The following is a 15,821-nucleotide window of genomic DNA, read 5'->3' on the forward strand; positions in this document are numbered from 1 at the left end:
TTTGCTTTTTCCCACCCCAATCATCAACGACATGACCACCAAGCCACGCATTCTTCAGGTCGGCTCTCTGTCCGGCTCTCCTTCTGCCAACCAACGGCTCGCCAACGACTACGACGTCTTCGAGCTCTGGAAACACGGGGATCGCAAAGCCGCCCTCACCGACCACGGCAAAGGCATCACCGCCGTGGTCACCTCGGCAACCATGGGCGCCGACGCCGACCTGATCAATGCGCTGCCTGATCTGAAAGCCATTTGCAGTTGGGGGGTGGGCTACGAAACCATCGACGTACAAGCCGCCCGTGCCCGTGGTGTCCTCGTCAGCAACACGCCCGACGTCCTGACCGACTGCGTGGCCGATCTGGCCTGGGGGCTGATGATCGCCGGGGCGCGCCGCATGAGCCTGGGCGACCGTTTTGTACGCGCCGGCCGCTGGGGCCAGGTCCATGGCAACATCCCGCTGGGCACCCGCGTCAGCGGCAAAAAACTGGGTGTGATCGGCCTGGGCCGCATCGGCCAGGCCATCGCCCGCCGCGGTGACGGTTTCGACATGGAAGTCCGCTATCACAACCGCCGTGCACGGACTGATGTGCCGTACGGCTACGAAGCCTCGCTGATCGATCTCGCTACCTGGGCCGATTTCTTGGTCGTTGCGACCGTCGGCGGCCCGGAAACCCGCCATCTGGTCAATCAGCAGGTCATCGAGGCATTGGGTCCCAAAGGCATCATCGTCAACATCGCGCGCGGTCCCGTCATTGACGAACAAGCCCTGACAACCGCCCTCGAGAACGGCAAACTCGGTTGCGCCGCCCTGGACGTGTTCGAATACGAACCCAAAGTGCCCGAGGCCCTCATCGACAGCGATAACACGGTCTTGCTGCCTCACATTGGCAGCGCCACCTACGAAACCCGTCTTGCCATGGAAGACCTGATGCTGGAAAACCTGGCATCGTATTTCCAGAACGGCAAACTGGTCACGCCGGTCGAATAACACCTCAGCCGCACAGTGAGCCGTGCAACGGCTCACTCTCGTGCCGGCACTGGTCTGCCAAGCGGGTGCAACGCCCGCTATTGCACCTGAATCCGGTCTCTTTCCTTACGGACTCAGGCGCGTCCCTCAAAGACCGTCCAACATCATTACACCTCATCGACGATGGGTCAAAATGCTAAATAAAAACGATTATCGTTATTAGTGCAATAATTATTATTCCCGAGTAGATATCGACCTCTGCTCTCGCCTCGCCCCCCTCACCTCGCTGCCTTTCAAATCACGCCATGCCCTCGCCGTTGCCGCAACGTCCCCTTGCTTGCCTGATCGTACTCGTCCCCGCCCTCGCCATCGCGCAGTCCACCACTACAGGCCATCCCGATAATGACATCGCGCAAATGCCGGCAGTACAGATAACCGGCAATGACGATACCGAGGCATTCAATCCGGTCACCCCGCCACAAGTCAATAAATCCTCTATTCCGCTATCGGCGACACCGCAATCCATCACCGTAGTACCACGCGCCGTGCTCGACAGCCAACAGGCGCAGACCCTGGCCGATGCCCTGCATAATGTGCCGGACGTGGTCAGCAATCAATTTGGTCGCCGCGGCTGGGACGATCTGATCATTCGCGGTCAAGTGGCATCGGATTCCATTTTTCTGGACGGCCTGCGCGTCTCAGACAGCAACCGTGTCGCACAAGAATTGTTCGGCGTCGACCAAGTCGAAGTCCTCAAAGGGCCCGCGTCATTGCTGTATGGCTTGGTGTTGCCGGGCGGACTGGTAAACATGGTGAGCAAACGTCCACAAGCCGAGGCCTTTGCCCGCGCCGATGTCACGGTGGCCAGCCATGATTTCTACCAGGGCACGCTGGACATGGGGACTCCGCTCTCCGACAACGGCAAGGCAGCGTTTCGTTTGAACGCACTCGCGATGAACTCCCACGACGCGACCGACTATGTGTGGTTCAAAAATCGCTGGATCGCCCCCTCGTTATCGCTGGACCTGGGCGCCGCCACCGACTTTACGATTTTGGCCAGCTACCAGGAACGCCGCTACATCCGCCAGCAGGGTCTACCACTGGCGGGCTCCGTATTGCCCAACCCCTTGGGCAGCATCGCCCGCAGCCGATTCATCGGCGAACCGGACCAGGACCCTTATCGGGCATTCCAGAGCCGCATCGGCTATGCCCTCACCCATCGCTTTGCCAATGGTTGGACTCTCAATCAAAATCTGCGCTGGCAACAGTTCTCGGTCACGGGTCAGTTGATCGCCAACGGCACGCTGAATGCGGACAATCGAACGCTGCGGCGCACGGCGACAGACCAGGCCTGGGACGGCGACACCTTTTCCCTCGACACCAATGCCCAGCGCCTTTTCGACACCCCGCTGGGCCGCCATACCGTCACCGTCGGGATCGACTATCTACGGTCACGGGAAAACGCGTTGTCGTACACCTGCAGCGTAGGCACGCTGGATGTTTATGACCCCGTCTACGGCAGCGATATCACCTGCCCCGCCAATCCCCGAACCGATACCACGTCGACATTACGCACACTGGGCGTCTATCTACGCGACCAGATGGAGTTCGGCGAGCGCTGGCAATTCGTAGCAGGCCTGAGGCGCGACCAAGCCGCGACCTACTCCACCAACCATTTGAACGGCGAGCGCGCAGACAATCCGTCTCAAGCCACCACCGGCTCTGCAGCCATCATGTACGAAATGTGGCCAGGCGTGCGTCCCTATATCAGCTATGCGACCTCGTTCTATCCCAACAGCGGAACCGACGTCGATGGCAATGTGTTTGATCCCGAAAAAGGATCGCAATGGGAAATCGGCGTGAAATTCGATCTGGATGATGGGGCCACCAGCTTGACGTTGGCCGCCTTCGATTTGCGCCGTCGCAGCGTCCTGCAATCCGACCCCTTCAACGACGGCTTCAGTATCGCCGTAGGTGAACAACGTACCCGGGGTGCGGAAATCGGCTTTGCCTCCGATCTGGGCAACGGCTTGAGCCTGATGGGAGGCTATGCCTATACCGCTGCCATCATCACCGACGACGGCGGTCAATCGCCTTCCACAGAGGGAGATTGGCTGGACAACGTGCCGCGGCACAGTTTCAATCTGACGGCGCGATATCGCCTGCAGGACCGGCTGCTAGGCTGGGAACTCAACGGCGCCGTACGGGGAGAAAGCCCCCGTCATGCCTACGGGTACGAAATTCCCGGTTACGCCGTGGCAGACGTCGGTGTCGCGTATCACGCGGCACATTGGCGAGCGGCGCTGACCGTGCGAAACCTGTTCGACAAGGACTACTTCACCGGCGGCTTGCGTAACGCCGTCGCGCTGGGAGACGGCCGCACCGCCATGCTGACACTGGGGTACCAATATTAGGCCGAGGCGTCACACCTCGCGCTCCTCGGTCCTGAGGTTATTGTCGCGGGCGAAGTCCACCACGAATTTGTAGGCCAGCGGCTCCAGGTCCCGCAGCCGCAGATCCACCACCACGCCCCGCACTCCATCGATCAACATCGGTAAAACATAGGGCGAATAAGTCAGATGGCTGCCAGCCGAGCCGGGCGGCCGGAACTGGGCCATCACGCCGGCCAGGCGCTCGGCCCAATCACTGGGACGAAAACGGGAGCCACTCTCGGTGACACCGTGAATAACGAATTGTTTGACGCGATTTGTCATGAATTTTTCACCACGGGCGGCGTGCGCTGCGTCCGGATCGGACAAACGACAAAGATGCGGCCCGCGCCGCGAATTGTATATGATTGATGTTTTGGCTTCGCCCTTTTCATCATGACACCTCCTGCGCACCAGACTGGCCCGTTGCGGCACTTCCTGCAGTTCCGGGACTTTTCCCCCAGTGAAATCGCCTATGTTCTCGACCGTGCCCGCTTGATCAAAGACAAGTTCAAGCGCTACGAGCCCCATATGCCGCTGCACGACCGCACTCTGGCCATGGTGTTCGAGAAAGCCAGCACCCGCACTCGCGTCTCCTTCGAGGCCGGGATGTACCAAATGGGCGGCTCTGTCATCAACCTGACGTCCAACGATTCGCAACTGGGCCGCTCCGAGCCCATCGAAGACACGGCCCGCGTGATTTCCCGCATGGTCGACATCGTCATGATCCGCACGTTCGAGCAGACCCGCATCGAGCGTTTTGCCTCGCATTCGCGCGTGCCGGTCATCAACGGGCTGACCAACGAATTCCACCCTTGCCAGATTCTGGCCGACATCTTCACCTACATCGAGCATCGTGGCCCGATCGCCGGCAAGACCGTTGCCTGGATCGGTGATGCCAACAACATGTCGTACACCTGGCTGCAGGCGGCCGAAATGCTGGGCTTTACGCTGCATGTGTCCACGCCGTCGGGCTATGAGCTCGAGCCCAATCGCATTGGCACCCCGCCCGAGGGCGTCTTGCGCCAGTTTGCCGATCCCATCGAGGCCTGCCGGGGCGCTCACCTGGTGACGACCGACGTCTGGACCAGCATGGGCTACGAGGCCGAAAACGACGCCCGCCGCGCCGCCTTTGCCGACTGGTGCGTCGACGCGGAAATGATGGCTGCCGCCGATCCCCAGGCCGTATTCATGCACTGCCTGCCCGCTCACCGCGGCGAAGAAGTCACCGGTGAAGTCATCGACGGCCCGCAAAGCGTCGTCTGGGACGAGGCAGAGAACCGACTGCACGTGCAGAAAGCCCTGATGGAATTCCTGTTGTTGGGCAAAATCGATTGAAATCCGTTCGGGCGCGAGATGCTTGAGCTCTTGGCCCTCGGCACATAGGTTTTGACGCCCTCGGTGCGGCGGGAAAAGCGAGTTCTTGAGCCGTTTGCCGCAGCCGGGGCGCAGTGGCGGACAGGCCTGGTCGGCTGACTCGTCCCCTCAACGGGGACTCGGCCTACGTCCGCGAACCATCGGCGGGCCGGGGGCCAAACTCGCTTCGCTCAAACATGGCCCCCGGACTACCCCCGCCGATGGTTCGCGGACTCGGCAGCCTCCGACAGGCCTGCCCGCCACTGCCCCCCGGCTGCGGCAAACTCACAATTAGGAACGGCTGCTTTTTTGCTCTCAAGGGCGTTGAAAAGTGGACGCTTAAACAAGAAGCACCACGTCCGGAGACGAGTTACGACCACTCCAGACAAACGCGTTAAAATGGAAAATTCCGCGTACGCACCGCTTTGCCTTGCCGCAGCGCGTCCAGCGGTTCTTCTTCCGTTTCATTCGTCCGTCGTCCCGTAGGCGATTTACACACCATGACCACTATTCTTCCCAATCTGCCCATCGGCCAGAAAGTCGGCATCGCCTTTTCGGGCGGCCTGGATACCAGCGCGGCCCTGCTGTGGATGCGCAATAACGGCGTCGTCCCCTACGCGTACACCGCCAACCTGGGCCAACCCGACGAATCCGACTACGACGAAATCCCGCGCAAGGCGCTCGCCTACGGCGCTGAAAGCGCCCGCCTGATCGATTGCCGTCCGCAGCTCGTGGCCGAAGGCATCGCCGCCCTGCAATCGGGCGCGTTCCACATTTCCACCGGCGGCATCACCTATTTCAACACCACGCCCATCGGTCGCGCCGTCACCGGCACCATGCTCGTGGCCGCCATGAAAGAAGACAACGTCAACATCTGGGGGGACGGCAGCACGTTCAAGGGCAACGACATCGAGCGTTTCTACCGTTATGGTCTGTTGACCAACCCGGAACTGAAGATCTACAAGCCCTGGCTCGACCAGCGCTTTATCGACGAACTCGGCGGCCGTTCGGAGATGTCCGAGTACATGCGCCAGGCTGGCTTCGACTACAAAATGTCCGCCGAAAAGGCCTACTCGACCGACTCCAACCTGCTGGGCGCCACGCACGAGGCTAAAGACCTCGAGCAGCTGAACTCCGGCATCCGCATCGTCAAGCCCATCATGGGCGTCGCGTTCTGGCGCGATGACGTCGCCGTCAAAGCCGAAGAAGTCACCGTCCGCTTCGAAGAAGGCCAGCCCGTTGCGCTGAACGGCGTCGCCTACGACGACCCCGTCGAACTGATGCTCGAAGCCAACCGCATCGGCGGCCGTCATGGCCTGGGCATGAGCGACCAGATCGAGAACCGCATCATCGAAGCCAAGAGCCGCGGCATCTACGAAGCCCCCGGTATGGCTTTGCTCTTCATCGCCTACGAGCGCCTGGTCACCGGCATCCACAACGAGGACACCATCGAGCAATACCGCGAAAGCGGCCGCAAGCTCGGCCGCCTGCTGTACCAAGGCCGCTGGTTCGATCCGCAAGCCATCATGCTGCGCGAAACGGCCCAACGCTGGGTCGCCCGCGCCGTCACTGGCGAAGTCACCCTGGAACTGCGCCGCGGCAACGACTACTCGATCCTGAACACCGAGTCGCCCAACCTGACCTACGCGCCCGAGCGCCTGTCCATGGAAAAAGTCGAAAACGCACCGTTCACGCCCGCCGACCGCATCGGCCAACTGACCATGCGCAACCTCGACATCACCGACACACGCGCCAAGCTCTTCACCTACGTGCAAACCGGCCTGCTGGCCGCCTCTGGCACGGCGTTGCCCCAATTGAAGGACAACAACAAGAAGTAAACGTCCTCCCATAAAAAAACCGCACTGATGTGCGGTTTTTTTATGCGCTTCGATCACGACGGGTTCCAGCCGCTTGCCAGCCACCTCTATGAGTTCCTGCCGGTCGCCGGGGACGGCTAAAGAACTCCGCCACCACGCAGCCCCGCCTAAACCTCGACCTGCATCCCCATCTCCACCACGCGATTCGGCGGAATCTTGAAAAACTTCGTACTGCGCGTCGCGTTGCGCGCCATAAATGCAAACACCCCGCGCCGCCAACGCCACATCGCAGGCTTTCTCGCCGCCACGACCGTCTGACGCGACAGGTAATACGACGTCCGCATAGGCTCCAGATCAATTTCAGGATAAGCCTCTGCCACCTGTCTCAAGACATCAGGCACATTGGGATCTTCTTTAAACCCATAATCCACCACAATCTGCCAGCACGACGCACTGATCTGTTCAACCGTAAAGCGCTCATGCGCCGACACATACGGCACATCTGCGACCGCGACGGTCAAGAACAACACATGCTCGTGCAGCACCTTGTTGTGCTTCAGGTTATGCAGTAAAGCAGCCGGCACCAGACCTGGGCTCATGGTCATGAAAATTGCCGTACCCGGCACCCTTGCAGGCGGAAACTCTTCGAGTTGCACCATGAATTCTTTCAGCGGCTGCTGGTCGCGGCGCTGCTGCTGAGCCAGCAATTGGCGGCCCCGGCGCCACGTCATCATCAAAGAAAAGACGATCGCACCTACCAACAAAGGCAGCCAACCCCCTTCGTGGATTTTGAAAATATTGGCGCCGAACAGCAGGATATCCACCACCAGCAACACACCGAGTGTCGCCAGCCACAACATCCGCTTGCCGCCAGTCGCACCGCGCGGCAATACCGCAAATGCCAGCACCGTTGTCACCAACATGGTGCCAGTGACTGCAAAACCATACGCCGCAGCGAGGTTTTCAGAATCCTGGAACACCAGAACCAGAACCAACACTGACACCAGCAGCAACGCGTTGACCTGCGGCAAATAGATCTGGCCTTTTTCGACCGCCGACGTATGCAAAATCTGCATCCGCGGCCAAAAGCCCAATTGCACCGCCTGGCGCGTCACGGAATACGCACCAGAAATCACAGCCTGAGCCGCTACGACCGTAGCAATAGTCGCCAAGATCACCAGCGGTACCAGCCCCCATTCCGGCGCCATCAGGAAAAACGGATTGCGAATGGCCTGCGGGTCACGCAACAACAACGCGCCCTGACCGAAATAGCACAGCACCAAAGCCGGCAACACCATCGAGAACCAGGCACGCCGGATCGCCGGACGGCCAAAATGGCCCATGTCAGCATAAAGCGCCTCGGCCCCGGTCAGCGCCAACACCACAGCGCCAAGCAACAGGAAACTACCCAAAGGAAACTCATCGATGAAGCTCAGCGCCCACGCGGGATTCAAGGCCTGCAACACCTGGGGCGCCTGCCAGATCTGCCATCCGCCCAATATCGCCAGCGTCGTAAACCACAGCGCCATGATGGGGCCGAACAACTTGCCCATGGCCCCGGTGCCTTTGGACTGGATCACAAACAGCAATATGAGGACCACCAGCGCCAACGGGACGATCCAGGGATCCAGCGTATGCGACACCACGCCGATGCCTTCCAGCGCGGACAACACCGAAATAGCCGGGGTAATCATGCTATCGCCGTAAAACAGCGATGCCCCGAAAATCCCCAGCACCACCAACAGCCACCGCGAGCGCTCCGACCGCCCGCGTACGGCAAGCTCCAGCAATGCCAGCGTGCCACCCTCGCCCCGGTTATCGGCGCGCAGCACCAACATGACGTACTTGAACGAGACGACCAGCATCAACAGCCAGAACAGAATCGACAGCACACCCAGAATATGATCAGGTTCAACATCGGCAAAGCCGACCAGACAGGCGCGCAAGGTATACAGCGGGCTGGTGCCGATATCACCATAAACCACCCCCAGCGCCCCCAGCATCAGCATGGCTTTCGACGACGCAACATGCTCGTTGCCTGAAATAGGGGCCTGCACAGGCGAACTCATCCGTTACTCCCAGTGAGTCAAACAGTACGATCCTGACGGGTCAATTGCGCCCCTTTACGAGGGCCGGGAAAAGCGACAGACAAACGCGTACCGGGATATTCAGGCCGACTGGTCAGTTTCCACCACGCGCCATGAGCATGCGCAATCTCGCGCACGATGGCCAACCCCAATCCCGAACCGCCGGCAGTGCTGCCGGGCGAACGATAAAACGCCTCGAATACCCGCTCGCGTTCTTCGCCAGGGATCCCGGGGCCGTCGTCCTCGACAATCAATGTCGGCGGATTCTCGCTGACTGTCAGCGTAATACGGCCACTGCCATTGCCATAGCGCACCGCATTGTCGATCAGATTGCCCAGCAGCTCATCCAGCAGCAATGGATCGCCATCGATCCAGACAGGATGATCCGGCGCCACCAGGTCAATATCGAAATGTGCCGCATGGGCATGCGGTATCCATTCCGCGCCGCTCACCCGCACCCATTCACACAGGTCGATGCGGACAAAACTGTCCTGCGGACGCGCGTTCGGATCCGATCGCGCCAATACCAGCAGTTGCTGCCCGAGCCGGATCATGCGGTCGCTGACGGCTTTGATACGCTCGGCACGTGCCCGCACATCGTCCGGCAGCGGACGCGCCAACATCAGTTCGGATTCCATGCGCAGCCCGCTCAACGGCGTACGCAATTGATGCGCGGCATGGCCGATGAACCGGCGCTGCGCGGCCAATGAAGCGTCCAGGCGCAGCAACAGATCATTGGTGTGCGTCACCAAGGGCGCGATCTCGGCCGGCACGCCCGCGACCTCCAGCGGCTGCATATCGTCGATGGATCGCTGACGGATTTCTTCGGATAGATGATTGACCGAACGCAATCCTGATCGCACGCCCTGCACGATCACGGCGGCGAACACCCCCACCAGTACCGCCTGGCCCAGGACCATGACCCAGAAAAAATCCTCCAGCATCCAGCCGGCCATATCGAATTTATGGCTGATGACCCAGGTGGCCAGCAAATCCAGCGCCACCAGCACCAGGATGGGCGGCAGCAGCCGTTTGACCAGATAGCGCGCCAACGAACCGCGCGCAAAATGCCAACGCCCCGTCGCAGACGCGTCCGAAATAGAGGAATGAGAATCCAGCATAGTGGAAGACGCAGGTCGGGGCACAGCGTGCGCGGACCTGCGATGGGTATTCACGCTGCTTGCGTTTCCAGCATATAGCCGAAACCCCGTACCGTCTGGATACTGGCGCCCGTGCCTTCGAGGCGCTTGCGCAAACGGTAGACATAGACCTCGACCGCGTTTTCGCTAAAGTCTGCGTCCCAGGCCGATAGAGAATTGACGATCTGGCGCTTGGTCACCACGCGTCCCGCGCGCGCCATCAGCATTTCCAGCACGGAAAGCTCACGTACCGACAAGGACAAACGCTGACCATTGGCGCGAACCTCGCGCCCGACCGTATCGAAACTGAGCGTGCCCGCCTCGATCAACGGCTGTGCCTGACCCGAGCGGCGGCGTCCGAAAACACGTACGCGTGCGGCCAGCTCTGGCAAATCAAAGGGCTTGGTCACGTAGTCATCCGCCCCGGCATCCAGCCCCGCCACCCGATCATCCAGCCCGTCGCGGGCCGTCACGATCAACACGGGAACCTGATTGCCATCCTGGCGCAGTTGGCGCAATACATCCAGCCCGCTGCGGCCCGGCAGATTCAAATCGAGTAAAAGCAGATCGTAGGTCTGCCCGGCCAAGGCGCCCAGCACCTTGTCTCCGTCGGTTAACCAATCGACCGCATAACCCTGGTCGGCCAAAAACTCCTGGAGCGCGTGGCCCAGGGTCATGTCGTCTTCGATTACAAGTACTCGCATGGCGGAATTCTAGCGCGAAGTATGGTTTAGAAGAAATTCGCCGTGAGGCGCCCGGCCGTATCTGCCGCGGTTAAAGATTGAGATGGGCGCTGCAAAGACTCTGGAAACCAAGCGCCAAATCCGCGACATGATATGCCAAGCCGCTGAAATGCACTGCGTCACACTTGTGACAGTCATGCCCAGATTCATGCCCAGATGCCGAAACGGGACATGCCAGCGCGCCGCCGCGCTGACAAAGGGCTGAAACGCAACGTGCCAGACCCGGTGAGTCTGGCACGTTTGGGCATGAACATCACAGCGTGTGTCATGCCGACCTTCGGCAGCGGTTTACTGTGCCGCCGCGGGCGCCGGTACCGCAGGCGCGGCAGACGGTGCGGGCGATCCGCTAGACGGCGCTCCGGCACCGGCGGGTGCACCGCCTGGTGCAGCGCTGCCTGGCGCGCCGCCCTGGGCCGCCGGCGTGGTGATAAAGCCTATCCGCGACAGGCCCGAGCGCCGCGCCGCCGCCATGACCTTGGCCAAAGTCTCGTAGCGCGTATTCAGGTCAGCGCGAATGCGCAGCTCGGGCTGCGGCTTGGTTTGCGCCATCGTATAGAAACGGTTGGGCAAATCATCCATCGCCACGGGCTTATCGTCCCAGAACAATGCCCCGGCGGGATCAATAGCCAGATCCACGCTTTTGGGTTCCTGGTCGATCGGTTCGGAGCTGACCTGCGGCATATTGATGCGCACCGAGTGCGCCATCAAAGGTGCCGTGATGATGAAAATCACCAGCAGCACCAACATGACGTCGATCAGCGGCACCATGTTGATTTCCGACACCGCGTGGCTGCCCGGACCTTTACTGTCAAAGCTGCCAAAAGCCATTATTCCGCTCCTCGGCCGTTCCCGCCCTGGCCATGACGGCGCAACGCGCGCACTTTGCCATCAGACAATTCCACCTGCTGGCCCGTGCTCAGGAAGGCAAACAAATCATGTGCGAACGCGTCCAGACGCGACAGGAACACGCGGTTATTACGCACAAATGCGTTATAGGCCAACACTGCCGGGATAGCGACTGCCAGACCGAGACCGGTCATGATCAGCGCCTCGCCCACGGGGCCGGCAATACGGTTGATCGTCACACCGTCGGCCAGGCCGATACCGACCAGCGCGTGGTACACCCCCCACACCGTACCGAACAAGCCGACAAAAGGCGCTGTCGAGCCGACCGAGGCCAGCACCGTCAAGCCGTTTTCGAGCTTGGCGGTTTCCTCGTCGATGACTTTACGCATCGTGCGCGTCACGAACTCGCCATTGGCGCCCGACTCTTCGAGCTTGGTCGCGCCGAACTTGGCGTGGTGAGCCTGCGCATGCATGGCATGGCTGGCCAAATGCGAGAATGGATCACGCGCGCCGTGCGTCACGATCTCATTTTCCACCTGTTCCAACGAACTGGAATTCCAGAATTTGTTCAGAAAATCAGAGGAACGGCGGCGCATGCGCACATTGCTGACGCACTTCACCAGAATCAGATACCACGTCACCAGCGACATGATGATCAGGATGGCGAACAAGGTCTTGCCGACAAAATCGCTCTGCGCGACAAAATGCAGGAAACCCATGTCCGGCACCGTGGGCATGGGCGGCAGCGCGCCAGCGGCCTGCTGCAACGTATCGCCTGCCTGCGACAGGGCGGGACCTGCCTGATGCAGCGCATCGGCGGCTTGTTGCGCGCCAGGCACGGCAGGAGCGGCGCCGGAAGCGGCTGGAGCGACAGAGCCTGCAGCCGCCGCAGCGCCAGAGGCCGCGGGCGCTGTCGGCGTGGTGCTTGCCTGCGCCACCAGGATGGCATTATGCATAGCGTTGGACATCTCAGTTCCTTAGTACGAAATCGAACGGTAATTTGGCCTTGGCGGGATACGGCACGCCATTGCGCATCAAAGGTTTAAAGCGTGCTTTACGCGCCGCTGCCAGAGCAGACTCATCTAAACGATCAAAGCCCGAGCTTTTATCCACCGTTGCCTTTTCCACGACACCGATGGTGTTGATCTCGACCAAGATCACGACCCGCCCTTCTTCACGAAAGCGTTTGGACATGGTCGGGTAGTTCGGCATCGGACGACGCCCTGCATACTCGACACTGGACACCAGGATCGGCTCATCGGGCGGCGGGCCCTGAACCGGAGCCTGCGTCACCTTGGCCCCTTCGGGCGCGCCGGTAGGCGGCGCCTCGGACGGCGGCGTAGGCTTGGGCGGTTTTGGTTTCTCGACCGGTTTTTCGACCTTGGGTTTAGGTTTGGGTTTGGGCTTCGGTTTAGGCTTTGGCTTGGGAGCAGGCTCCACAGGCTTTTCGATGACCGGTTCGGGCTCGGGCTCAGGTTCGACCACGGGCTCAGGCTCGGGCTCCGGCTCCGGCTCAATCTCCGGTTCCGGCTCTGGAGGCGGCGGTTCTACCTCGGGCTGTGGCGGCGGCTCCGGTTGCGGCTCAACGGCAGGTTCAGCCTTTGCCATTTCAGGCACCGGCGCTTCAATGACGCTGACCATCACTGCTTCGGGTTCCAGCAGTTCAGGCGGAGTTTCGTCGGGCATCCAGTAAATCGCCCCCACCACCGCCAAATGCACTGCCAGCACCGTGAGACCGGCGCCAATACGTAAAGCAGCAGAGGATTGTGGACCAGAAGACCAACCGTGTTGAAGACGAGGCATGAATCAGCCAAAAAACGTCGAAGTGTCGCCGGCCACGCAACCGGCACCACGCCGGAAACGCCAGAACCGGCAAATTCCAAGTCCGACATGATAGCTTAAATGCGAATGATTCGCACATGCTTCTATGCAAAAAGCGGCGCCCCCTATGCCTACCGATCGATATGCCCCAAATCCCGCTGAGGATCGAGGCGATCGCGTACACGTTGTTTCAATATTTTGGCGTCCGGGAACCCTCCGTCCACCGTGCGGTCCCAGATGAGGTCGCCATCGTAATGAATACGGAAAACACCGCCGGTGCCAGGCACCAAGGTCACCGATCCCAGATCGGTGCCGAACGTAGACAGCAGTTCCTGCGCCATCCATCCCGCCCGTAATAGCCACTGGCACTGCGTGCAGTACGTGATCGTTATTTGAGGATGATTTGATTCGACAGTCATGAAACACTCCGGGCCAGACTCTACGGCAATCCCACTCGATGCCACAGCCGCCAGTATGCTTGCGCCAGCGAGTGGCCGGCAACCGTCCCTCATTGCAGCGCAGCAGTGCGCATCGAATCGCAATACAATAGGGTCTGCTTGCCTACCCCAGGGCGTCGCCCCTGCTTTGCCCCATCACTGCAGGTCCTTGCTTCTCCAGAGCCCCCGCGCCTGGCGTTCGCGCCTACGCTTGGCCCTGAATTTTGTTATGCCTGGTAGTTCCGCCAATTCGTTCCTGCGCTCTCTATGCACACTGCGATGGCTGGCCATCGCTGGTCAGGCCACGACCGTGCTCGTCGCCAGCGAATTGCTGGATCTGGAATTGCCCTTGGTTGCCCTCTGGAGCGGCATCGGCATTCTGGTGGCGTTCAACCTGTATGCCACGCTGCGAGTGCTGCACAGCCGCGGCGAGATCTCCCCGGCTGTCGCCTTCGCCCACCTGCTCGTCGATATCATCGTCCTGGGCTGGATGGTCGGCTGGAGCGGCGGCATCCATAACCCCTTTGGGCTGATGTTCCTGATCCTGATCGCGCTGGCCGCCCTGGCGCTGCCGCGCAGTTGGGCCCTGGCCGCAGCGATGGCTTGCCTGATCGGCTATCTCGTTTCGGGCCTGTTGGGCCGGCCGCTCGAGGGTCACCATAACCCCTATGCACTCATCGTTTCGGGCATTGCCGCCAGCTTCCTGATCTCTGCCATGGTGGTTTTGTATTTCTCCAGTCGCCTGGCGGCCGATCTGCGCAGCCGGGAACGCGAACTGGCAGCGTTGCGCGAGCGTTTCACCCGCAACGAGGGCATTGTCGCGCTGGCCACCCATGCCGCCGCCATGGCGCACGAGCTCAATACGCCGTTGGCCACCATGACCTTGTTGGCCGACGAGATCGCCGCCGAAGTCGACACAGACGATCTGCGCGCCGACGCCGAGCTGCTTGGCCAACTGCTGGCGCTGTGCCGTGAGCGCATCCGCAATCTGGCCGTCCCCACCGAGGTCGATCTCGTGCGCGAAGTCAGCCAATGGCGTCTCGTGCGCCCTACCATCGACCTGCATCGCACGGGCGAGCTGCCCGCTGCGCTACGGGTGGAACCCTCGATTTCGCACCTGATACAAGCTCTGCTCAATAATGCCGCCGATGCCGGCGAAACCGCGGGTCACTCGCGGGTCGACCTGCACCTGGAATATCGCAACGGCGCCCTCGAAGGCGAGGTGCGCGATCACGGTCACGGCTTCGATCCCGACCATTCGCTGCTGCCCGCCACCAGCTTATTCAATAGCGAAAAACCGGGCGGACTCGGCGTTGGGCTGGCCCTGTCACACGCCACCGTCGAACAGCTCGGCGGCGACATGACAATGGCCCCCGCCGAGGGCGGCGGCACTCGCATCCGTTTTCACTTGCCTCTGACGCCACTCGCGACGCGTGGCACCGGAACCCAATTATGAATGCCTCTGATGTCGGCCTACTGATCGACGATGACGAACTCTATGTGCGCACCTTGCAGCGCAGCCTGACGCGGCACCACCTGGACACGCGCGTCGCCACCAGCATTGCCGAGGCTTTGCGTGTGGCCGAAGAAACCCTGCCCGCTTTTGCGCTGGTTGATCTGCGCCTGGGCGAAGACTCCGGACTCACACTGATCCGGCCGCTGCGCGCCTTGCGTCCCGACATGCGCATCTTGCTGGTCACGGGCTACGCCAGCGTGGCGACTGCGGTCGAGGCCATCAAGCGCGGCGCGGACGATTACCTGCCCAAGCCCGCCACCGCCCCCATGATCCTGCGCGCCCTGGGGCTGGTAAAAGCCGAATCGACCGCCATCGAAGCCACCATGACGCCTCTGCACCGCCTGGAATGGGAACACATTCAACAGGCACTGCACGAGTGCAGTGGCAATGTCTCCGCCGCCGCCCGACTGCTGGGCATGCATCGGCGTTCGTTGCAACGCAAGCTCGCCAAAAAGCCCGGCCCCGAACGTGATCTCGTCCTTGATTGATTCTCTGGATACCTTCCAGCTGCATTCAGCGCGTTGACAGCCTCGCGCGCGGGCCGCGGTCTGCCCCACCGTCAATTCCGCCGCCCCATTCAACGGATCGCGTCGGATTCGGCGACGCCCCGGCGCCACCCCTCAAATTCAATGCGACACATTGTCGCACCCCTGCTGCTGCGCA

General features: G+C 61.0%; 14 protein-coding genes. 6 read left to right on the forward strand and 8 right to left on the reverse strand.

Features of this window, described 5'->3' with window-relative positions; translation table 11 throughout:
- Positions 1-31: 31 nt before the first annotated feature.
- The gene (locus ACYVIT_RS15825; protein WP_415808602.1) at positions 32-988 is read left to right on the forward strand and encodes a 2-hydroxyacid dehydrogenase; all 957 of its coding nucleotides are present in this window, start codon (positions 32-34) and stop codon (positions 986-988) included.
- Between the two features lie 284 nt (positions 989-1,272).
- Entirely contained in the window at positions 1,273-3,381 is a 2,109-nt protein-coding gene (locus ACYVIT_RS15830) for a TonB-dependent siderophore receptor (RefSeq protein WP_415808601.1), read from the forward strand.
- A 9-nt stretch (positions 3,382-3,390) separates the two neighbouring features.
- On the opposite strand, the gene ACYVIT_RS15835 is transcribed toward ACYVIT_RS15830, so the two are convergent.
- Positions 3,391-3,681: a DUF3579 domain-containing protein gene (locus ACYVIT_RS15835; protein WP_415808600.1), complete on the reverse strand. Its 291-nt coding sequence runs from the start codon at positions 3,679-3,681 to the stop codon at positions 3,391-3,393.
- 111 nt (positions 3,682-3,792) lie between these two features.
- On the opposite strand from ACYVIT_RS15835, the gene argF reads away from it, so the two are divergent.
- The gene (argF, locus tag ACYVIT_RS15840) at positions 3,793-4,734 is read left to right on the forward strand and encodes an ornithine carbamoyltransferase (protein WP_415808599.1); all 942 of its coding nucleotides are present in this window, start codon (positions 3,793-3,795) and stop codon (positions 4,732-4,734) included.
- Positions 4,735-5,252: 518 nt separating this feature from the next.
- Positions 5,253-6,590 (forward strand): argininosuccinate synthase, encoded by a 1,338-nt coding sequence (gene argG, locus ACYVIT_RS15845; protein WP_415808104.1) that lies wholly within the window; start codon positions 5,253-5,255, stop codon positions 6,588-6,590.
- A 146-nt stretch (positions 6,591-6,736) separates the two neighbouring features.
- Here the strand turns inward: argG and ACYVIT_RS15850 are convergent, their stop codons facing one another.
- The 7 genes from ACYVIT_RS15850 to ACYVIT_RS15880 all read right to left on the reverse strand — a co-directional run bounded on the left by ACYVIT_RS15850 (position 6,737) and on the right by ACYVIT_RS15880 (position 13,624).
- On the reverse strand, positions 6,737-8,638 hold the full coding sequence (locus tag ACYVIT_RS15850) for a potassium transporter Kup (RefSeq protein WP_415808103.1): 1,902 nt from the start codon (positions 8,636-8,638) through the stop codon (positions 6,737-6,739).
- 17 nt (positions 8,639-8,655) lie between these two features.
- Complete coding sequence (locus ACYVIT_RS15855; RefSeq protein WP_415808102.1) at positions 8,656-9,777, reverse strand: ATP-binding protein; 1,122 nt, start codon at positions 9,775-9,777, stop codon at positions 8,656-8,658.
- 50 nt (positions 9,778-9,827) lie between these two features.
- Positions 9,828-10,499, reverse strand: a complete 672-nt coding sequence (locus ACYVIT_RS15860; RefSeq protein WP_415808101.1) for a response regulator transcription factor — start codon at positions 10,497-10,499, stop codon at positions 9,828-9,830.
- A 327-nt stretch (positions 10,500-10,826) separates the two neighbouring features.
- On the reverse strand, positions 10,827-11,366 hold the full coding sequence (locus ACYVIT_RS15865; RefSeq protein ID WP_415808100.1) for an ExbD/TolR family protein: 540 nt from the start codon (positions 11,364-11,366) through the stop codon (positions 10,827-10,829).
- Positions 11,366-12,352: a MotA/TolQ/ExbB proton channel family protein gene (locus ACYVIT_RS15870; protein WP_415808099.1), complete on the reverse strand. Its 987-nt coding sequence runs from the start codon at positions 12,350-12,352 to the stop codon at positions 11,366-11,368. Before ACYVIT_RS15870 ends, ACYVIT_RS15865 begins: the two co-directional genes overlap by 1 nt.
- A gap of 1 nt (position 12,353) precedes the next feature.
- On the reverse strand, positions 12,354-13,187 hold the full coding sequence (locus tag ACYVIT_RS15875; RefSeq protein ID WP_415808098.1) for an energy transducer TonB: 834 nt from the start codon (positions 13,185-13,187) through the stop codon (positions 12,354-12,356).
- A 149-nt stretch (positions 13,188-13,336) separates the two neighbouring features.
- Positions 13,337-13,624: an Rdx family protein gene (locus ACYVIT_RS15880; RefSeq protein ID WP_415808097.1), complete on the reverse strand. Its 288-nt coding sequence runs from the start codon at positions 13,622-13,624 to the stop codon at positions 13,337-13,339.
- A gap of 247 nt (positions 13,625-13,871) precedes the next feature.
- On the opposite strand from ACYVIT_RS15880, the gene ACYVIT_RS15885 reads away from it, so the two are divergent.
- Both ACYVIT_RS15885 and ACYVIT_RS15890 read left to right on the forward strand, forming a co-directional pair.
- Positions 13,872-15,098, forward strand: a complete 1,227-nt coding sequence (locus tag ACYVIT_RS15885; RefSeq protein WP_415808096.1) for an ATP-binding protein — start codon at positions 13,872-13,874, stop codon at positions 15,096-15,098.
- Positions 15,095-15,646, forward strand: coding sequence for a response regulator transcription factor (locus ACYVIT_RS15890; protein WP_415808095.1), 552 nt, complete (start codon positions 15,095-15,097; stop codon positions 15,644-15,646). The genes ACYVIT_RS15885 and ACYVIT_RS15890 overlap by 4 nt, the downstream gene beginning before the upstream one ends.
- Positions 15,647-15,821 lie beyond the last annotated feature (175 nt).

It is taken from the genome of Bordetella muralis (assembly GCF_054781015.1).